At 31.1% G+C, this 17,146-nt stretch carries 17 protein-coding genes; all 17 read right to left on the bottom strand.

The window, feature by feature from the left end:
- Positions 1–51 precede the first annotated feature (51 nt).
- On the bottom strand, positions 52–2,754 hold the full coding sequence (locus BDW31_RS06065) for a helicase C-terminal domain-containing protein (protein WP_110709338.1): 2,703 nt from the start codon (positions 2,752–2,754) through the stop codon (positions 52–54).
- Positions 2,755–2,786: 32 nt separating this feature from the next.
- On the bottom strand, positions 2,787–3,758 hold the full coding sequence (locus tag BDW31_RS06060) for a biotin--[acetyl-CoA-carboxylase] ligase (protein WP_037550444.1): 972 nt from the start codon (positions 3,756–3,758) through the stop codon (positions 2,787–2,789).
- Complete coding sequence (locus BDW31_RS06055) at positions 3,745–4,947, bottom strand: CCA tRNA nucleotidyltransferase (protein WP_053024449.1); 1,203 nt, start codon at positions 4,945–4,947, stop codon at positions 3,745–3,747. The genes BDW31_RS06060 and BDW31_RS06055 overlap by 14 nt, the downstream gene beginning before the upstream one ends.
- Before the next feature lies 1 nt (position 4,948).
- The gene (gene bshA / locus BDW31_RS06050) at positions 4,949–6,079 is read right to left on the bottom strand and encodes an N-acetyl-alpha-D-glucosaminyl L-malate synthase BshA (protein WP_037550450.1); all 1,131 of its coding nucleotides are present in this window, start codon (positions 6,077–6,079) and stop codon (positions 4,949–4,951) included.
- Positions 6,080–6,106: 27 nt separating this feature from the next.
- Complete coding sequence (locus BDW31_RS06045) at positions 6,107–6,424, bottom strand: nucleotide pyrophosphohydrolase (RefSeq protein ID WP_011275748.1); 318 nt, start codon at positions 6,422–6,424, stop codon at positions 6,107–6,109.
- Between the two features lie 290 nt (positions 6,425–6,714).
- The gene (locus BDW31_RS06040) at positions 6,715–7,413 is read right to left on the bottom strand and encodes a zinc metallopeptidase (RefSeq protein WP_037550453.1); all 699 of its coding nucleotides are present in this window, start codon (positions 7,411–7,413) and stop codon (positions 6,715–6,717) included.
- Between the two features lie 44 nt (positions 7,414–7,457).
- Positions 7,458–8,057: a DUF1405 domain-containing protein gene (locus tag BDW31_RS06035; RefSeq protein ID WP_053024450.1), complete on the bottom strand. Its 600-nt coding sequence runs from the start codon at positions 8,055–8,057 to the stop codon at positions 7,458–7,460.
- A 22-nt stretch (positions 8,058–8,079) separates the two neighbouring features.
- Complete coding sequence (locus BDW31_RS06030; RefSeq protein WP_053024451.1) at positions 8,080–8,616, bottom strand: YpiB family protein; 537 nt, start codon at positions 8,614–8,616, stop codon at positions 8,080–8,082.
- A gap of 14 nt (positions 8,617–8,630) precedes the next feature.
- Positions 8,631–9,875, bottom strand: a complete 1,245-nt coding sequence (locus BDW31_RS06025; RefSeq protein WP_110709336.1) for a tetratricopeptide repeat protein — start codon at positions 9,873–9,875, stop codon at positions 8,631–8,633.
- 6 nt (positions 9,876–9,881) lie between these two features.
- Positions 9,882–11,180, bottom strand: a complete 1,299-nt coding sequence (gene aroA, locus BDW31_RS06020; RefSeq protein WP_053024453.1) for a 3-phosphoshikimate 1-carboxyvinyltransferase — start codon at positions 11,178–11,180, stop codon at positions 9,882–9,884.
- A 12-nt stretch (positions 11,181–11,192) separates the two neighbouring features.
- Positions 11,193–12,257 carry a 3-dehydroquinate synthase gene (gene aroB / locus BDW31_RS06015; protein ID WP_053024454.1) on the bottom strand — a complete coding sequence of 355 codons (1,065 nt, stop codon included), beginning with the start codon at positions 12,255–12,257 and terminating at the stop codon, positions 11,193–11,195.
- Positions 12,258–12,289: 32 nt separating this feature from the next.
- On the bottom strand, positions 12,290–13,456 hold the full coding sequence (gene aroC / locus BDW31_RS06010; RefSeq protein ID WP_037550469.1) for a chorismate synthase: 1,167 nt from the start codon (positions 13,454–13,456) through the stop codon (positions 12,290–12,292).
- Positions 13,457–13,748: 292 nt separating this feature from the next.
- Positions 13,749–14,198 carry a nucleoside-diphosphate kinase gene (gene ndk, locus BDW31_RS06005; RefSeq protein WP_037550471.1) on the bottom strand — a complete coding sequence of 150 codons (450 nt, stop codon included), beginning with the start codon at positions 14,196–14,198 and terminating at the stop codon, positions 13,749–13,751.
- A gap of 148 nt (positions 14,199–14,346) precedes the next feature.
- Positions 14,347–15,303 (bottom strand): polyprenyl synthetase family protein, encoded by a 957-nt coding sequence (locus BDW31_RS06000; protein ID WP_037550473.1) that lies wholly within the window; start codon positions 15,301–15,303, stop codon positions 14,347–14,349.
- 12 nt (positions 15,304–15,315) lie between these two features.
- Entirely contained in the window at positions 15,316–16,035 is a 720-nt protein-coding gene (locus tag BDW31_RS05995; RefSeq protein WP_037550475.1) for a demethylmenaquinone methyltransferase, read from the bottom strand.
- Entirely contained in the window at positions 16,028–16,615 is a 588-nt protein-coding gene (locus BDW31_RS05990) for a heptaprenyl pyrophosphate synthase subunit A (protein ID WP_053024456.1), read from the bottom strand. Before BDW31_RS05990 ends, BDW31_RS05995 begins: the two co-directional genes overlap by 8 nt.
- 210 nt (positions 16,616–16,825) lie before the next feature.
- Positions 16,826–17,098 (bottom strand): HU family DNA-binding protein, encoded by a 273-nt coding sequence (locus BDW31_RS05985; RefSeq protein WP_053024457.1) that lies wholly within the window; start codon positions 17,096–17,098, stop codon positions 16,826–16,828.
- Positions 17,099–17,146 lie beyond the last annotated feature (48 nt).

Here is a 17,146-nt window from a genome sequence, read left to right as displayed (position 1 = left end):
TTGTGAAGTTCTAGCATGTAAACATACTATCTCAATGTATAACAGTTTGAATCATTTATTAGCATCAATATTATGTTGGATTTTGTTAACAAGTTTGCTAAATTGTTTAATATCGCCCTTTTTTTGCTTATAATTTTCTAAAGTTTGAGCAAAAAAGTTTTTATAGTTACTGCTTACAAGACGATCATCAAAAGAGACAATCAACCCTTGATCATCTTCATTGCGAATTAAACGACCTAAACCTTGTCTAAAACGAGTAACTGCGTCGGGTAAAACATAGTCCTTAAAGGTAGAATCAAATTCAGAATCCATAAGCCAATGTTTCGTATTGTATTTATTCATAAATGGAAGTTTAGCTATCATAACACATTTAATACCTTTAGCTTGATAATCAAAACCTTCGAAAAACGTTGCTGTGCCAAGTAAAATTGTCTTATCAAAATTATTAAATTGTTGAACAATTTTATAGTTTTGATTTTGTTGTTGTGTAAGTACTACATAGTCTTCAAAAGTGGGTAATTCATTTAATAACTCTTGTACCATGTGCATCATACGGTAGCTTGTAAATAACACTAAACATTTCGAATCAGTGATTGTTACATACTCTTGAATATAATCCACTATAGATGCTACGTAATCATCGATATTTTTGAAGTTATAAGAACTAACATCATTAGGAATAAACACGTTCGTATTCGTGTGATTAGATAGTGTCGATGGAACTTGATACGTGTTAAAATGCACATCTTCTTTAAACCAATTTTTAAAGGCATCAAATTTATGATTAAACGTCAATGTTCCAGAAATAAATGTTAATGAATTAAATTTATCTAAAATGCGAGTCGTTAAAATATCACGAACTGCATAATCTTTAACAATCAATTTAATAGTTGACTTTTGAGTTAGATTCCTAATGGATAAGTAAGCAGTATGTTTATCTTTTAAACTCTGCTCTATATTTCGATAAGTATCATTAATATATAAAAGTTGTTTGCGTAAAGTCTTAATTGTTTTGTGCGTCATACCATTAAAAATTTCTAATGTCTTATTTATCTTATCAACAATCAAATGCAAATCTTTAAGTATCTGAGTTGAATCAAATTCAAATACATAATGGTGTCGATGTATATCATCATCATAAACGTCAGAGTTTTGAATGATTTCGAATATATGATTAAATAGACGTTCATTTAAATCATGTATTTCTGATATATTCATTTTTAAACCGAATACATCTATCGGTGCGATATCTAAACGTTCTAAAATTCGTTGTTGTTCTAGTTTATCAATCGCTTTTAATAATTTTTCATTTTCATTTTTTCCTATTAAACCAAGTTGATATTTTAAATCTGAATAATCGAGTTCATTAGTGACTTGGTTTAATGCATAGTCAGGTAAACGATGTGCCTCATCAATTATACAATCATCGAAAAGTTGATAAATTGAATTCTCTTGGTCTGAGTGTATGAGATGTGCATGATTAGTGATTCCGATTTGAATATGATGTGCATTTCGTTTGATGTCATTGTAATAATGTATATCATGTCTAACTGGTACATAAGTTTCAATCTTTTGGTCAAAATACATTTTCTGGCCACCTTTAAGATTTAAATCTTGAATATCTCCAGTTTCCGTTTCGATAATCCAGGTCAATAATTGCATTTTTAAAATATTAACTTCATAGTTGGTAGTTTCATCTTTCAAAATCTGACTAATTAATCCAAGTGAAATGTATTCAGATTTACTTTTTATAAGTGTGGCATTAATTTTAAAGTTTAGTGCTTGATTGATACTCGGAATATCTTTTAGCAAAAGTTGATTTTGCAACAGTTTAGTATTAGTCGAAATCATGACATGACGTCCAGTTTCAATGTTATACATCAAAGCTGCCAAAAGATATGCCAATGACTTTCCACTACCTAAAGGTGCTTCAATCATCGCTTTATCATTGTGCATGAGTTGCTCTAGGATGATTTCAGATAAATATAGTTGTTGTGGACGATATGTTAGATTAAGTGACTTAACTACTTCACTATACAATTCTTTAAGTGATCCATTAAATGTTGTTTTAGGTGCTTTTAAATCAATTTGCTTTTTATAAATTATTTGTTCGAATTGACCGTATTGATTATCTAAAGATGAATTTTCATGTTGACGTACCATTTCAAACAAGACATTAAATAAGTCATATTTTAAATTTTTACTTAAATAATAGAGTTGTTTTAATGTATCTATTGGTAGTTGTTCGAATTTTTGAAAGGCTTTAATCATTAGTAATGCAGTAGTAGTAGCGTCTTCATCAGCTCTATGTGCGTTGTCTAAGGGTATGTCGTGTGCCTCTGCTAATTCACTAAGTTGATAACTCTTATCAGTAGGATAAGCAATTTTAAATACTTCTAACGTATCCAGAACCTTTTTAGGTTCAAAATCTATATTACAGTTTTGAAAGGCTTTTTTTATAAAATTTAAGTCAAAATCAACATTATGAGCAACGAACACACAATCTTTCAATTGTTTGTAAATTTCTTGTGCAATTTCATGAAAATAAGGGGCTTGCTCTAACATGGTATCTTCAATAGAAGTCAACGCTTGGATGAATGGAGGAATTTCCAAATCAGTACGAATCATAGAATGATAAGTCCCAGATATTTTATTGTTACTTACAAAAGTAATACCAATTTGTATAATTTCATCATAATCAAGTTGATTGCCAGTTGTCTCTAAATCTACAACTGCATAACTTGTGTGTCCCATAACTAACTCTCCTTATCTTCATGTCATTCGCATTATATATCTATATCCGCACTAATAAGGCGTCTAACTTCATTATTTTCGTCTCTAACTATTAAGAAACCATCGTCATCAATATCGATTGCTTCACCTATAAATTGTTTGTCGTTTTCAGTGAAACGCAATTGTCGTTGCCATATATTTGAGGCTTCAATATACTCATTTCGAATTTCTGAAAAAAACTTTGTTAAAAATTGTGAATATCGTTTTTCGATTGATGAAATGAGCTTTTCTAAAAATGAGTATCGATTAATTTTATTATTACTATGTAAACGAATGCTTGTTGCTCTCTGTTTAATATCATCAGAGAAATCACTGTCACTGTGATTTAAATTAATACCTATACCACAAATAATAGCGTCAATTGAATCGTAATTTGCTATCATTTCAGTTAAAAAGCCACATACTTTTTTATCAGCAATATAGATATCGTTCGGCCATTTAATTTCTACTTTATCATTCGTGAAAGATTGTATTGCATCCCTAATTCCTAAAGCAATAAACAAGTTAAATTTTGGGATCATTGAAAAAGGTACATTTGGACGCAATACTAGAGACATCCATAAACCTTTTCCTTTTGAAGAAGCCCAATTACGATTAAATCGACCTCTTCCTTTTGTTTGTTCGTCACTTAATATAATCATAGACTTATTATTATCTACCAATTCTTGCTTAGCAATAATCTGAGTTGATTCAACACTTTCAAATACTTTTATCTCCGAAGCTAGTTGTGAATTTTTTAAAATATAAGATACAATACCATTATACCAACTATCTGGGAGTTCATTTAGTTGGTGGCCTTTATGATTGATAGATTCGATTTTGCAACCATCTTTTTTTAATTGATCAATGACTTTTTTAACAGCTGCTCTAGAAATATTTAGCTGATCAGCAATATATTGTCCCGAAATATATTCAGATTGATGCATATATAGCATACGTATAACATCTTGACTATATTTTGACATTCTCTTTCACCCACTTCAATAATTCATCTTTTAAATTTGGAACTTTATTTGTTAACACATCATTTTCTATTTGTCTAAGAACTTCTTTCAGCCAAGGGCCACTTTTTTTAGACGTAATTCTAAGTATATCTCCACCATTAATATTTAGATCTCTACGACTTCTAATAGGTAAATGTTGATCAATTTTTTTTATTGATTGAAGATTAAATATTAACGGAGAGGCTACTTTAATGTTATTGTCTTCAAGTATTGAATTAATAGCAATGATATCTAAAATATTATTCATACCATAGTCATAAACGAATAATTTTAATTGATCTTTAGATGAAACATGAGGCATCTCTAGCATTATTTTATGATATTGATTGATTTTGATTTTCTCATTGTTGCTTATATTTAAGTAAGAAAGTGAAGTATTTGTTTGTTCAACAGTCATTAATATTGCTAACCATAATTCAAAGCTTATTGGTGAATTAACTTTAGTTTGCTTCATATCAAGACTTCTAAAGAAAGGTACATAATTAAAGAAATTCAAACCTATTAGGTTTAGGTAGCTTTGACTTACATTTTGACCTTTAATTAATTTTTTTAATTCCACGACAATGCGTTCTATAGATAAATGTTCTACATCTGCGATTTGATGTTTCATCGCCTCAAAAGTATCACCTTCTATAGTAAAATTCAATTGGGATTGAAAGCGTAAGCCTCTTAAAATGCGTAATGCATCCTCTTTAAACCGTTCTTTAGCATCACCAACAGTTTTAATAATATGTTGATTCAATGCTGCATTACCGTCAAAATAGTCATAAATATTAAAATTTTTATCCATGGCAATTGCATTAATTGTAAAGTCACGACGTTGTAAATCTTCTTTTAAATCACGCACGAAATAGACTTCACTAGGCCTACGATGATCAACATACTCTGCTTCAGCTCTGAAGGTTGTTACTTCATAATTTGTTCCTTGATACACGACATTTATAGTGCCATGCTCTCTCCCGATTGGGATAGTCTTGTCAAATATTGTTTCTATTTCATCTGGTGTAGCACTAGTAGTAATATCGATGTCGTGAATGGGTCTGTTCATTAAGTAATCTCTCACCGATCCACCAACGAAATATGCTTCAAATCCATGTTGTTCTATTTTTTCTAAAATGGATTTTGCTTGATTAAATAGTTCTGTTCCCATACTAATCCTCTTTTTGATTTAACATTTTTCTATAGTAGTGTTCATATTGATCAGTTATTAATTCTGAACCAAATCGTACATCAATATCCTTTAACATAGCAGTTTGCATTTTATTATATAATTCTTTATTTGAAAGCAGTTGTAACGCATATTCACTTGCACTAGTGCTATCTCCTATATCCACAATGAAACCAGTCTCATCATGTTTAATAACCTCTTTAATCCCACCAGCATTAGAACCTATCGGCACTACTCCTGTTTTCATTGCCTCAAGCAAAGTTAATCCAAAGCTTTCTTTTTCACTTAATAGAAGTACTAAATCAGACATTTGGTAAAATTCACTTACTTGGTCTTGCTTGCCTAAGAATAGTACATCACTATCGATACCTAAGTGACGCGCTAACTTTCTCATGTCTAATAATTCAGGACCGTCTCCTAACAAGATTAATTTACTTGGTATGTTTTTATGAACTTTAGCAAATGTCTCTAATATAGTATCTATGCGTTTCACTTTTCTAAAATTAGATACATGTATAAGTACCTTTTCATCAGGTTTAATACCATATACTTCTTTAAGCGTTTCATCATGACGCGTTGGAAATTCATTTTCACGCACAAAATTATAAATAGGAACAATTTCTTTCTCGGTTTCAATGATTGATTTAGTTTGATGTGCTAAAGAGTGACTCACACTTGTAACAATATCACTTTGCTCAATCCCAAATTTAATGGCGCCTTTGAGTGAATGGTCGTAACCTAGCACTGTGATATCAGTACCGTGTAACGTGGTCATTATTTTAATATCTTTTCCAGACATTTGACGTGCTAAAATTCCACAAACTGCATGAGGTACTGCATAGTGCATGTGTAATACATCTAAATCGTATTCCTTTATAACTTCTGAAATTTTAGTACTCAAAGTAATATCATATGGAGGATATTGAAAGACTGCATATTGATTTACTTCAACTTGATGAAAAGTAATATTAGGTAAAGGTTTACGTATTCTAAAAGGAATATTGGAAGTTATAAAATGTACTTCATGGCCTCTTTCTGCCATTTTTATTCCTAGCTCAGTAGCAATAATACCAGAACCGCCCATAGATGGATAACATGTGATACCTATTTTCATGAAAATCTATCCTCCTCTTGTTTATATTTATTTGCGTTCAAAACGATTTTTATCTCTAGTGTTGAACTTTTCCATTGTTTCATTAAAACTTTCAGTCATATCAATATCTAATGAATTAGCTATACAAAGTAAAACAAATAAATTGTCTCCTAATTCAGCTTTAATTGTATTATCTTCTTCAGTTTCTTTCTTTTTCTTTTCACCATGATAGTGGTTTATCTCTCTAGCAAGTTCTCCAACTTCTTCTGTTAAACGTGCTAAATTTGCCAGTGGAGAAAAATAACCAGCTTTGAATTGTCCAATGTACGCATCCACTTCATTTTGCATTTCTTTCATAGATTTCATTACGATCACTTTCTCCTTTATTATTGACTCTTATTAAGTATATATCATATTAAAAAATCATGCATTTTATGAATATGAAAAGAACAGACTATATTTTAAATCATACTGCTATATTTAAAAAATAAAAAAGGAGCAGAACAGAATTCATCTTGAATTCATTGTTCTACTCTCTTATAAAGATATCTAAAGTTAAAAATTTTGGTACTTGAACATTCAAAGTTTTAAATAACTACTAAAAATTTATAGTAGTTTTTACATCATTGTTTTTTATACCTATAATCCTAATTTCATTAATTATCACTTGCTTTAGCGATTAGAATAATTCTAACTAGTTCTGCAACAGCTGTCGCAGTAGCAGCAACATAAGTCATTGCAGCGGCTGAAAGAACCTTTTTAGCATGTTTATATTCTTTTTCATTTACAATGTTTAATGCAGTTATTTGTTTCATTGCTCTTGAACTTGCGTCAAATTCAACAGGTAAAGTTACGATTGAGAATAAGACTGCAAGTGACATTAACCCAGCACCAATCCATAAGGCTGTTGAGCCAAATGCACTACCCATAGCTGTTAAGATGATACCTAACATGATAATCATGTAACTTAATGAACTACCTAAATTAGCTAGTGGTACTAATGCACTTCTAAATCTTAAAAATGCATACCCTTGTTGATGTTGAATCGCATGTCCAACTTCGTGTGCAGCAATAGCTGTACCAGCTACTGAAGGTCTATCAAAGTTTGCAGGAGATAAACAAACAACTTTCTTTTTAGGATCATAGTGGTCTGTTAAGAAACCTTCACCCTTTACTACGTCAACATCATAAATACCATTTGCATGGAGTATTTCTTCTGCTACCTCGCGACCAGTTTTACCACTTGTTGATCTTACTTGTGCATATTTTTCATAGTTAGATTTTACTTTGTGTTGTGCCCACATAGGAATGAGCATAATAATGACAATATATATTATATAAGACATTATAGACAATAATTCCACTCTCCTTTAATCATATTCTACTGACTATCTTGTATTTAATCAAATAATTTAACCGATAAGATTTTTTTAAAATTATAATATAAACTTAGTGAAAAAACACTTAGCCAGAAAGCAATATAGCCTACCATCTCTTTGTGCTGTTCAATAAAATCATAGTACGGATACTTATTTAAAACATAATCCATATAGTCATTGTTAAATACCCAGATCATTGCCACTAATAGCCCACTAATCCTAATTTTTAAACGAGGATAGAAATAAATAGCTTGAATCGCCATAATACCATGACTCATAATCAAAAAAACATTCATTATGGTTAAGTTATGATCTAGATTAAGCATGAGAATATTCATTATTATTGCCCAAAATCCATATTTAAGTAAAGTTACGAATGCAAGCGCCTCAACAAATGGGATATGCTTATTAAAAATGAGACAAATAATAACAATACACAAAAAAAGTGAAGCGATTGGGCTATCTGGTATAAATGGCAAGAAATACCAAGGTGTTTTAACTAATTGATCACCATACCAAATAAATCCATATAAGGTACCGAGTATGTTGCAAATAAGTAAAAAGATTAAGCAAGAGTGGCGATATAAGGTTAACTCCCACATCTGTTTTAATGTAAGCATGTGATTAAATTCCTTTATGACTTTATCGGTTTTCAAGGACTTCTAAAATCTGTGTTAATTGGTAAAAATGTTCTCGATCATTAAGTTGTAAGCTTAAATCTATATTATGTCGTAAGTGTTCTACTAGCGAATGCACTTTTGTAGAATCGAGAGGTAAATTATAAATTGTGTTTAGATAAGCCATGTACTGAGGAGAGTACATTAATTGATGAATAATTAAATCATTGAATCTAAAATCTATCGAGTGTTGGTCGGAAAAATGAATAAGAATATCGAAGTCGTTATGATGAGTTGTTACGTATTCGAATATCTCATTTGTATTGATGAGTAAGTGATTATTTTTAACTAATCTAATTGCTGGTGCATCTGTATTTGTTAAAGCAAGTTCTAACGTTTCATGGTCAAATATTCTTTGATTTACAAAATGTACATGTTCTAGTAACTCGGTATGAGATTTAATATAATTTAAAATCCACACGCTAATTCGTGATTTAAAATGATAATGAAACAAAGCATATTCAATATAACTTTGTTTCATTTGTGTAAGTGTTTGAGTCAAAAGAATCACCTACATTAATAATCAAGACGATTGGCTTCTTCTTGCCATGTCTCATTACTAGGGTCCATTTTTATTAATTGTTGTAATATTGTTTGCGCTTTTTCTTTATAACCGATTTCGATTAAATAATAGTAATAGTCACTTAAGAAAGCGCTTTGAGTTTTCATTGTAGGATAAGCTAGTTCAAAGAAATGTTGTGCTTCTTTATCACGTTCTTCTTGGCTAAATGCATGAGCTAAATGCCACATGAATACAGGGTCCAAATCATCTTCATCCACATATGATAGCAATGCGATGATTGCTTCATAATCTTCTTCATTTCGGAACAAATCACTCAAAATTAATAAAGGTTCATGATAAGCATTGTCCACTTCAAGTGCTTGTTTTAGTAATTCAACACCTTCATTTGCATCACCATGTTCAATTTCTAAACTTCCTGTTGAAACCATCAATTCTTTATAAAATTGATTTAAACGTAACCCCTCTTTGCCGGTCTCAATGGCATCAAGAAAATTTTTTTCATTTTCATAAAGTGATTGTAAATAGAAATATCCTTGAATAAAATCGGGATCTTTCGATAGAAGGTTCTTAGTAATTTTAATGGCTTCATGAGTGATATCATTTTTTTCATACGCGATTGCTTTTTTGAAGAAATCTTCAGAAGTCATTTCATCTTCATTAATTTCATCATATAAATTAATCGCATCACTATAGTTACCACTTTGTAATGCACAATCTGCCATACGAGCAAATAAATTAATACCATTCACTTCGTATTCACCAGTATCTAATACGACTTCATATTCACGTGTAGCGCGCAAATATTGACCATCAAAATATAGCATCTCAGCTAATGCGAAATGTATGATTGGATCATTTGGCTCTAATTCCCTAGCTTCAATTAATTTATCAATGGCAACTTCTGTCATATTAATTTGCTGATATAAATCAGCCTCTAACATTAATTTTTCTGTTGATATTGTAACTTGACTTAAATATTCTAATGCTTCATCAGTTTGATTCTCTGACATTAGACCTTCAATAAAATATATAAGTAATTCACTTTCATCTGGATATTTATGATATAAAGTTCTAAATACCTCAAGACCTTGAGGTGTTAAACCAAAATTATATAGGGTTTCACCAAGAATAAATAATGCATCGTCATTATTAGAAGCTAAAGCATCATCTACACGAGAGTCTAAATTATCTAATTTTTGAAGATTGATATCGTCTATTAATTTATAGATATCTTCCATACTGTTTTATCCCTCATTTTCTAAAAGCATTAATTTAGGAAGGAAACCTGGGAACGATACATTTACTGCATCAAACTGACGGATATTCAGTGGTTCATCACTTAATAATGATGCAATAGCTAACATCATCCCTATTCGGTGATCTGTTAAACTATCTACGGTTGCTGTTTTTTTAAATTCTGAAGGATGAATAATAAGTCCGTCATCAGTGGGTTGCAATTCAAACCCTAATAAACCGAGCATGTCTGCAGTCGTATCAATTCGATTAGTTTCTTTCACTTTTAATTCTTCTGCATCTTTAATAATACTAGTACCACTTGCTTGTGTACACAATAGTGCAATAATTGGTAACTCGTCAATAGCTTTTGGAACTATATCACCTTCAATAAGAACAGGTTTTAAGTTTGGTGTGTATTTAACACGGATTGATGCAGTAGGTTCTGATGTATCTGTAATATTTAAACATTCAATATTTCCTTCCATTTGTTTAACGATATCTATAATACCTGAACGAGTCGGATTGATGCCAACATTATGAATTGTAATATCACTACCAGGAGTAATAAGTGCTGCCACTATAAAAAATGCTGCTGAAGAAATATCACCAGGCACATAAAAATCTTTAGCTTTTATATGTTCGATAGCATTTGGTTGAGTAATAATTTCTTTACCAGAAATGCTAATCGGAATATTAAAATGTTCAAACATTGTTTCAGTATGATTTCGACTTACATCTAACTCAGTAATTTTAGAACTGTCATTAGAAAATAGACTTGCAAATAATAATGCACTTTTGACTTGTGCACTGGCTACTTCCATTTTATAGGTAATACCATTAATTGAAGCAGGTTTAATAATTAATGGTGTAAAATTATCATCAATGCCAGTAATATTTGCCCCCATTAATCTGAGTGGCTTCATTATTCTATCCATAGGTCGCTTACCTATTGAAGCATCACCGGACAAAACGCAATTTAGATTGAGCCCACTTAGTAAACCAGCTAATAATCGGGTTGTAGTACCAGAATTTCCAGTATATAGTGTTTGATGTGGTGTTTTAAATTTATTATAACCAGGTGAATCAACTATAATCTTTTCATCAGCAAGCTGTAAGTTAACACCTAATAATTTAAATATTTCTATTGTGCGTAAACAATCTTCACCCAAAAGAGGCTTATATATAGTCGATTGACCAGTTGCTAAAGACGCCAACATAATCGCTCGATGGGTCATTGACTTGTCTCCGGGCACTTCAATTTCTCCAATTAAAGGCCCTTTTATATCTATTATTTGCTCATTTGACATACTGTAATCCACCTACTTTAATACTAGTTGTAAATCGTTAAATGCTTTTATTAATATAGTTTTTTCAACGTGACATACTCGTGGTTTTCCAAGTTCTTCAAGTAATACCATTTGAATACCTTCACCATTATTTTTCTTATCAGTTAGCATATAGTGATACATATCATCAAAGTTTAATTGCTGAACAATTTGAACTGGATAATGAAGTTTCTTTAAATAGTTAGCATAATATGAGATGTCGAATTGTGTATCAAGTAAAGTATTAGCAACTATAAATTGGTAAATCATTCCAATCATAACAGCATGACCATGTGGTATTTTAGTCTTGTACTCAACGGCATGACCGAATGTATGTCCTAAATTTAAATACTTTCGCATATTGTGCTCTTTTTCATCTTTAATGATGACGTTTAGTTTAGCTTTAATTCCTTTGAAGATAAACTGATCTATATCATTCAAAGATTCTAGTTTTTCTTTTGTGGAGAAGTGCTTTTCAATATCATCTACTGCAACTTGACCTGTTAATAGTGCATGCTTATAAACTTCAGCATACCCACTTAGTATTTCGTCATAAGGCAATGTTGCTAAGAAATTTAAATCGTATATCACAGCTTTTGGTCTATAAAATGCGCCAATTAAATTTTTACCGTGAATGGAATTAATCCCTACTTTACCTCCCACGCTAGAGTCATGGGCAAGTATTGTTGTAGGTACTTGTATGAAATCAACACCTCTTAATAAAGATGAAGCAAGAAATCCAGTGAAATCTCCAGTAGCACCGCCACCTATCGCAACTAAACAAGTATTACGTGTTAAATTGTATTCAAGAAGGTGTTCTAGCGTTTGTTGATAATGTTCAAACGTCTTCATCTTCTCACCAGCTGGAACTATTATCTTATATATATGTGTTGATTCAAGTAACAGTGTAAACTTAGTTTTAAAGTTAAAATCGACGTACTCATCAATGATAAGAAACACTTTATCATAGTCTTGTATATATTCAGATAACTCCTCGAAAGCATTATGTTCAACTATAATTGGATAATTATTATTTGGATAGGTTGTTTGTAATTGCATATGAAATACCTCGTTCCTTACCTAACAATTTATTAGAATTCAATATTAAGGCGTCTTCGTTCATCAATTTGGGCTTTTAGCTGATCGATATGATTGGATTGAAACTCTTCTGTAATGGCTTTAGCAACCTCAAAAGCAACAACATGTTCACAAACAACACTTGCTGCAGGTACTGCACAACTGTCAGATCGTTCAATCGTGGCTTTGAAGTCTTCTTTAGTATTAATATCAACGGAATTAAGTGGTTTATATAAAGTAGGAATTGGCTTCATAACACCATTAACAATAATTGGCATACCATTTGTCATTCCACCTTCAAAGCCACCTAAATGATTGGAGCCTCTATAGAATCCACTTTCATTATCATATAAAATTTCGTCTTGAATTTCGCTACCTGGTTTTTCAGCAGCTTTGAATCCTTCACCGAAGCTTACTCCTTTAAATGCGTTAATACTTACAACACCTTGTGCTATACGACCATCTAATTTACGATCATATTGCACATAACTACCGACTGCAACAGGCATATTTTCAACCATAACTTGAACAACACCACCAATGGAATCGCCATCTTTTTTAGCAGCATCAATTTTATCTCTCATTTTTTGAGCGATAGTTTCATCAATTACACGTACGTCATTCTTATCAATATTTTGTTTGAATGTTTCAGTATCATATAAACCTTCATCTTTAATACCACCAATTTCAACAACACGACTATACATGTGAATGTCTAATTGTTCTAGAAGAATTTTAGATACTGCACCTACTGCAACACGTGCTGCTGTCTCTCGAGCCGATGAACGTTCTAAAACATTTCTTAAATCTCTATGATTATATTTCATACCACCGATTAAATCTGCGTGTCCAGGACGGGGTTTTGTAATCGTACGTTTCATATTATCTCTTTCTTCATCAGAAATAGGCTCAATACCCATAATATTTCTCCAATGAGTGAAATCATCATTTGTGACAACAATCGTAATTGGACTACCAAGTGTATATCCATTTCTGACTCCTGATACAATCTCTACTGCATCTTTTTCAATTTGCATACGACGTCCTCTACCGTAGCCACCTTGACGTTTAAACATTTCTTTATTTATATCTTCCGCTTTAATTTCTAAATTAGCAGGCACACCTTCAATAATTACTGTTAATTGAGGACCATGTGATTCTCCAGATGTTAAATATCTCATGAGAATACGCTCCTTTCCCTTTACTACGTTAAATTGTGATATGGGTTATCATATCACATTCAACCTTATAACATAACTAGTGTGCTACAGTATTTTTTAATTTATTAGAATATTTTAATAATTATCAAATGATAGATTAGTGATTTAATATTCAAATTAAAAAAAGAAGGTAGGACAGAATTCATTGTCCTACCTTTAAAATGTTGAATATATGCTTAATTTAAGAAATTACTTATTTCAATCAACTAAAGCCAATTTGAATTGTAAACGCTTAATAAAATATTTCAATTTACTATTCATATAACCAAGTATCTCTAGGTGCTTCGTAGCTACTTAATTCCTCTTCTTTGAACCATAAATTAATCTCTCTTTGTGCTGATTCAACTGAATCAGAACCATGAATTACGTTTCTTCCTACTGTTAAACCTAAATCTCCTCTTATAGAACCTGGCGTAGCTTCAGAAGGATTTGTTTTACCTATAATATGTCTTGATACATCTACAGCGTCTTCACCTTCGACAACCATTGCAAAAACAGGTGCTGAAGTAATAAATGAAATTAATTTATCATAGAATGGCTTGTCAGTATGTTCGGAATAGTGTTCTTCAGCTAGAGATTGAGGAACTGTCATTAATTTAGCACCGACAAGTTTTAACCCTTTTCTTTCAATACGTGAAATAATTTCTCCCACTAAATTACGTTGTACTGCATCTGGTTTAATCATTAAGAAAGTTCTTTCCATCGTAATTGATCCCCCCTGTGAATTAAGTCTGATTAATTTAAGACTTAAAATATAAATGTTTATTTATGTATAGTAATATTGTGTAACAAACAACCTGCTACTATTCAATAGTAACAGGTTGTTAAAGCGCTTTCAATATTTTTTCGTTCTAAACACTACGTGATCCCATTTTCTTTATTAATTTAATAAAAAGACTTTGAGCATTGGGTTCATCAAGTTCATCAATTAACTTAAGCGCCTTAGCTAAATATTTATCACTAATTGCTTTTGATTCTTTTATACTATAAGAATTTCTAATCTGTTCAATTAGAGGTTTAAACTCTTGAGATTCAGATTGATGATTTAGAGTAGAAATTTTTTTCTTAAATGACGTATCTTTTTTCATTTCAAGTAATACTGGTAACGTTATATGTCCATTCATTAAATCGCTACCAACTGGTTTGCCAAGTTTCTTTTCAGTGCTCGTGAAATCCAAAATATCATCTACTATTTGGAAACTCATACCGATATAATGACCTATCATTTTAAGTTTTCGAATGGTTTCATCATTAGCTTCTGAAGTAATTGCTCCTACTTCAGTTGCTAGCTGAATTAATAAAGCTGTTTTTCTATTGATACGTCTCAGATAGTTAGTAATACTTTGTTCGCTATTAAATTGATCTTGAAATTGGAATAACTCACCAAGTCCTACATTTACAATTGAATTTGAAATTATGTGATGAATTCGATTGTCACGAATTTCAGATAAATGTTCCAGTCCTAATGCTAGTAGAAAGTTTCCAGTTAGTATTGCAGTAGTAACATCCCATTTTTTTACTATGGTTAATCGTCCACGTCGTTTGTCACTCTTATCTATAACATCATCATGAACGAGCGTTGCCATATGAATTAACTCTAATGCAACTGCGACGCGATACGTGTCTTCTGTTTTCTTTTGTGGACCGAATTGACTACTTAATATAACAAATGCAGGTCTAACTCTTTTACCTCCTGAAGAAAGCAAATGTGATGAGGTTTCACGTAATATTGGATCATTGCTTTCAATAGCTTTTTGAAGGCGTTTTTCTACATTTTTTATCTCGCTATTCATGTTTAACTTTGCCACGTTAATCACCTTTTATTTAGTCGAACTTTTTTGTTTATAGCCTAGATGCATTGCAGCAACGCCACCTGTAAAGCTACGAATTTTAATTTTATTAAAGCCAGCTTGTTCAAACAATTGTTTTAACTTATCCTTATCTGGAAAATCGAACGTAGATTGTTGTAACCATTCATATTCTTCTTTTGATTTGGCAAATAATTTACCAAATACTGGCATTACAAATTTAAAGTACAATTTATAAATTTGTTTAAACACAGGCATTGTTGGTTGACTTGTTTCAAGACAAACAATCATTCCACCTGGCTTTAAGACTCTGTTCATTTCTTTTAATGCAACTAAATAATCAGGTACGTTACGTAGACCGAAACCAATAGTTACATAATCAAATGAATTATCTTCAAACGGTAAATTCATTGCATCGCCATGTACTAAATGAATATTGTTCATATGTTTAGTTTTTTCTTTACCAACTTCTAACATGTTTTCACTAAAGTCTAAACCCGTCACCTCACCATAAGCACCAACTGCTTTACTTAAGGCTATTGTCCAATCAGCAGTACCACAACAAACATCAAGTGCTTTACTACCAACTTTAACGTGCATATCTTTCATTACATGTTTGCGCCATACTTTGTGTTGTTCGAAACTAATTATGTTATTTAAACGATCATATTTACTTGAAATATTTTGAAAGACTGTATGAACTTGTTCTTTTTTTGCATTATTTTCAGTCATTAATATTACCTCTACTTTTCTCTATATAACTTTGATTGATATCTTTTAAAAACTGATGTACATCAGCGGCTTGATACATTTTAAGGTAAGATGGATAGTAATCATCAACCTCAGGAATTAATTTTTGATACAAATTTAAAGCGGCTACTTGTTCTTTACTGAAATGAGACAAAGTTATATATGGGAAGATTGTTTCTATTTCAATAATTGCATCATAGATATCTTCAGTTTCTATTACTTGATGATGTATAGATGATTTTAATTCATTAGATTTAACGATTGCTTTACTCATTGCTAATTGAAAAGTTGGATCATTTATTTCAGCTAACAACGTATAAAAATGAGCACTTAGCAAATCACCAATCAAAATAGATTTTTTTGACTTTTGATTTTGAGTAATTTCATCAAGGTGTTTCATTGAAGTATCGATAGTGAGGCAAGCAAGTTTAGCATTCTCAGGAATATCATAACAATCTAATAATTCACCCAATCTAGAGTTTATGTTAATAGCTTCATAGTCATGAATTCCCTTAAGCTTTTGATTAATTTGTCTATTTAATTTGCTTATAGTTCTTTCCATGTTCACACCTCACGTTATTATCACTATACATCTTAACATTATATGAATAAAAATAAAATATAGCGACTTAACGTTACAATTACTTTATTTATTGAATTGAAAAGCTATTACGGAATAACAACATATATAATATAGTAATAAATTATATGCATTAATTCTCTATAATGATTTATGTATAAAAAAAAGCCCTTTATAGGGCTTTTAAGTAAATTATTTAACAGCATCTTTTAATGCTTTACCAGCTTTAAATGCTGGAACTTTACTTGCAGGAATTTCAATTTCTTTACCTGTTTGAGGGTTACGTCCTTTACGTGCAGCACGTTCACGAACCTCAAAGTTTCCGAAACCAATTAATTGAACTTTTTCACCTTTAGAAAGTGATTGTTGTATTGATTCGAAAATAGCATCTACAGCTGAACCAGCTTCTTTTTTAGTTAAATCAGCTTGTTCTGCAACTGCATTAATTAAATCAGTTTTATTCATTACGAGTTCACCTCCAGATGAATGATAATGATATCTTTATATCATTAT

Origin of the sequence: Staphylococcus sp. AtHG25 (assembly GCF_003217445.1) — a bacterium.
GTDB classification, from domain to species: Bacteria; Bacillota; Bacilli; order Staphylococcales; family Staphylococcaceae; genus Staphylococcus; species Staphylococcus haemolyticus.
The sequence above is the reverse complement of the archived record's forward strand: the minus strand, read 5'-3'. Positions and strand labels throughout refer to the sequence as shown.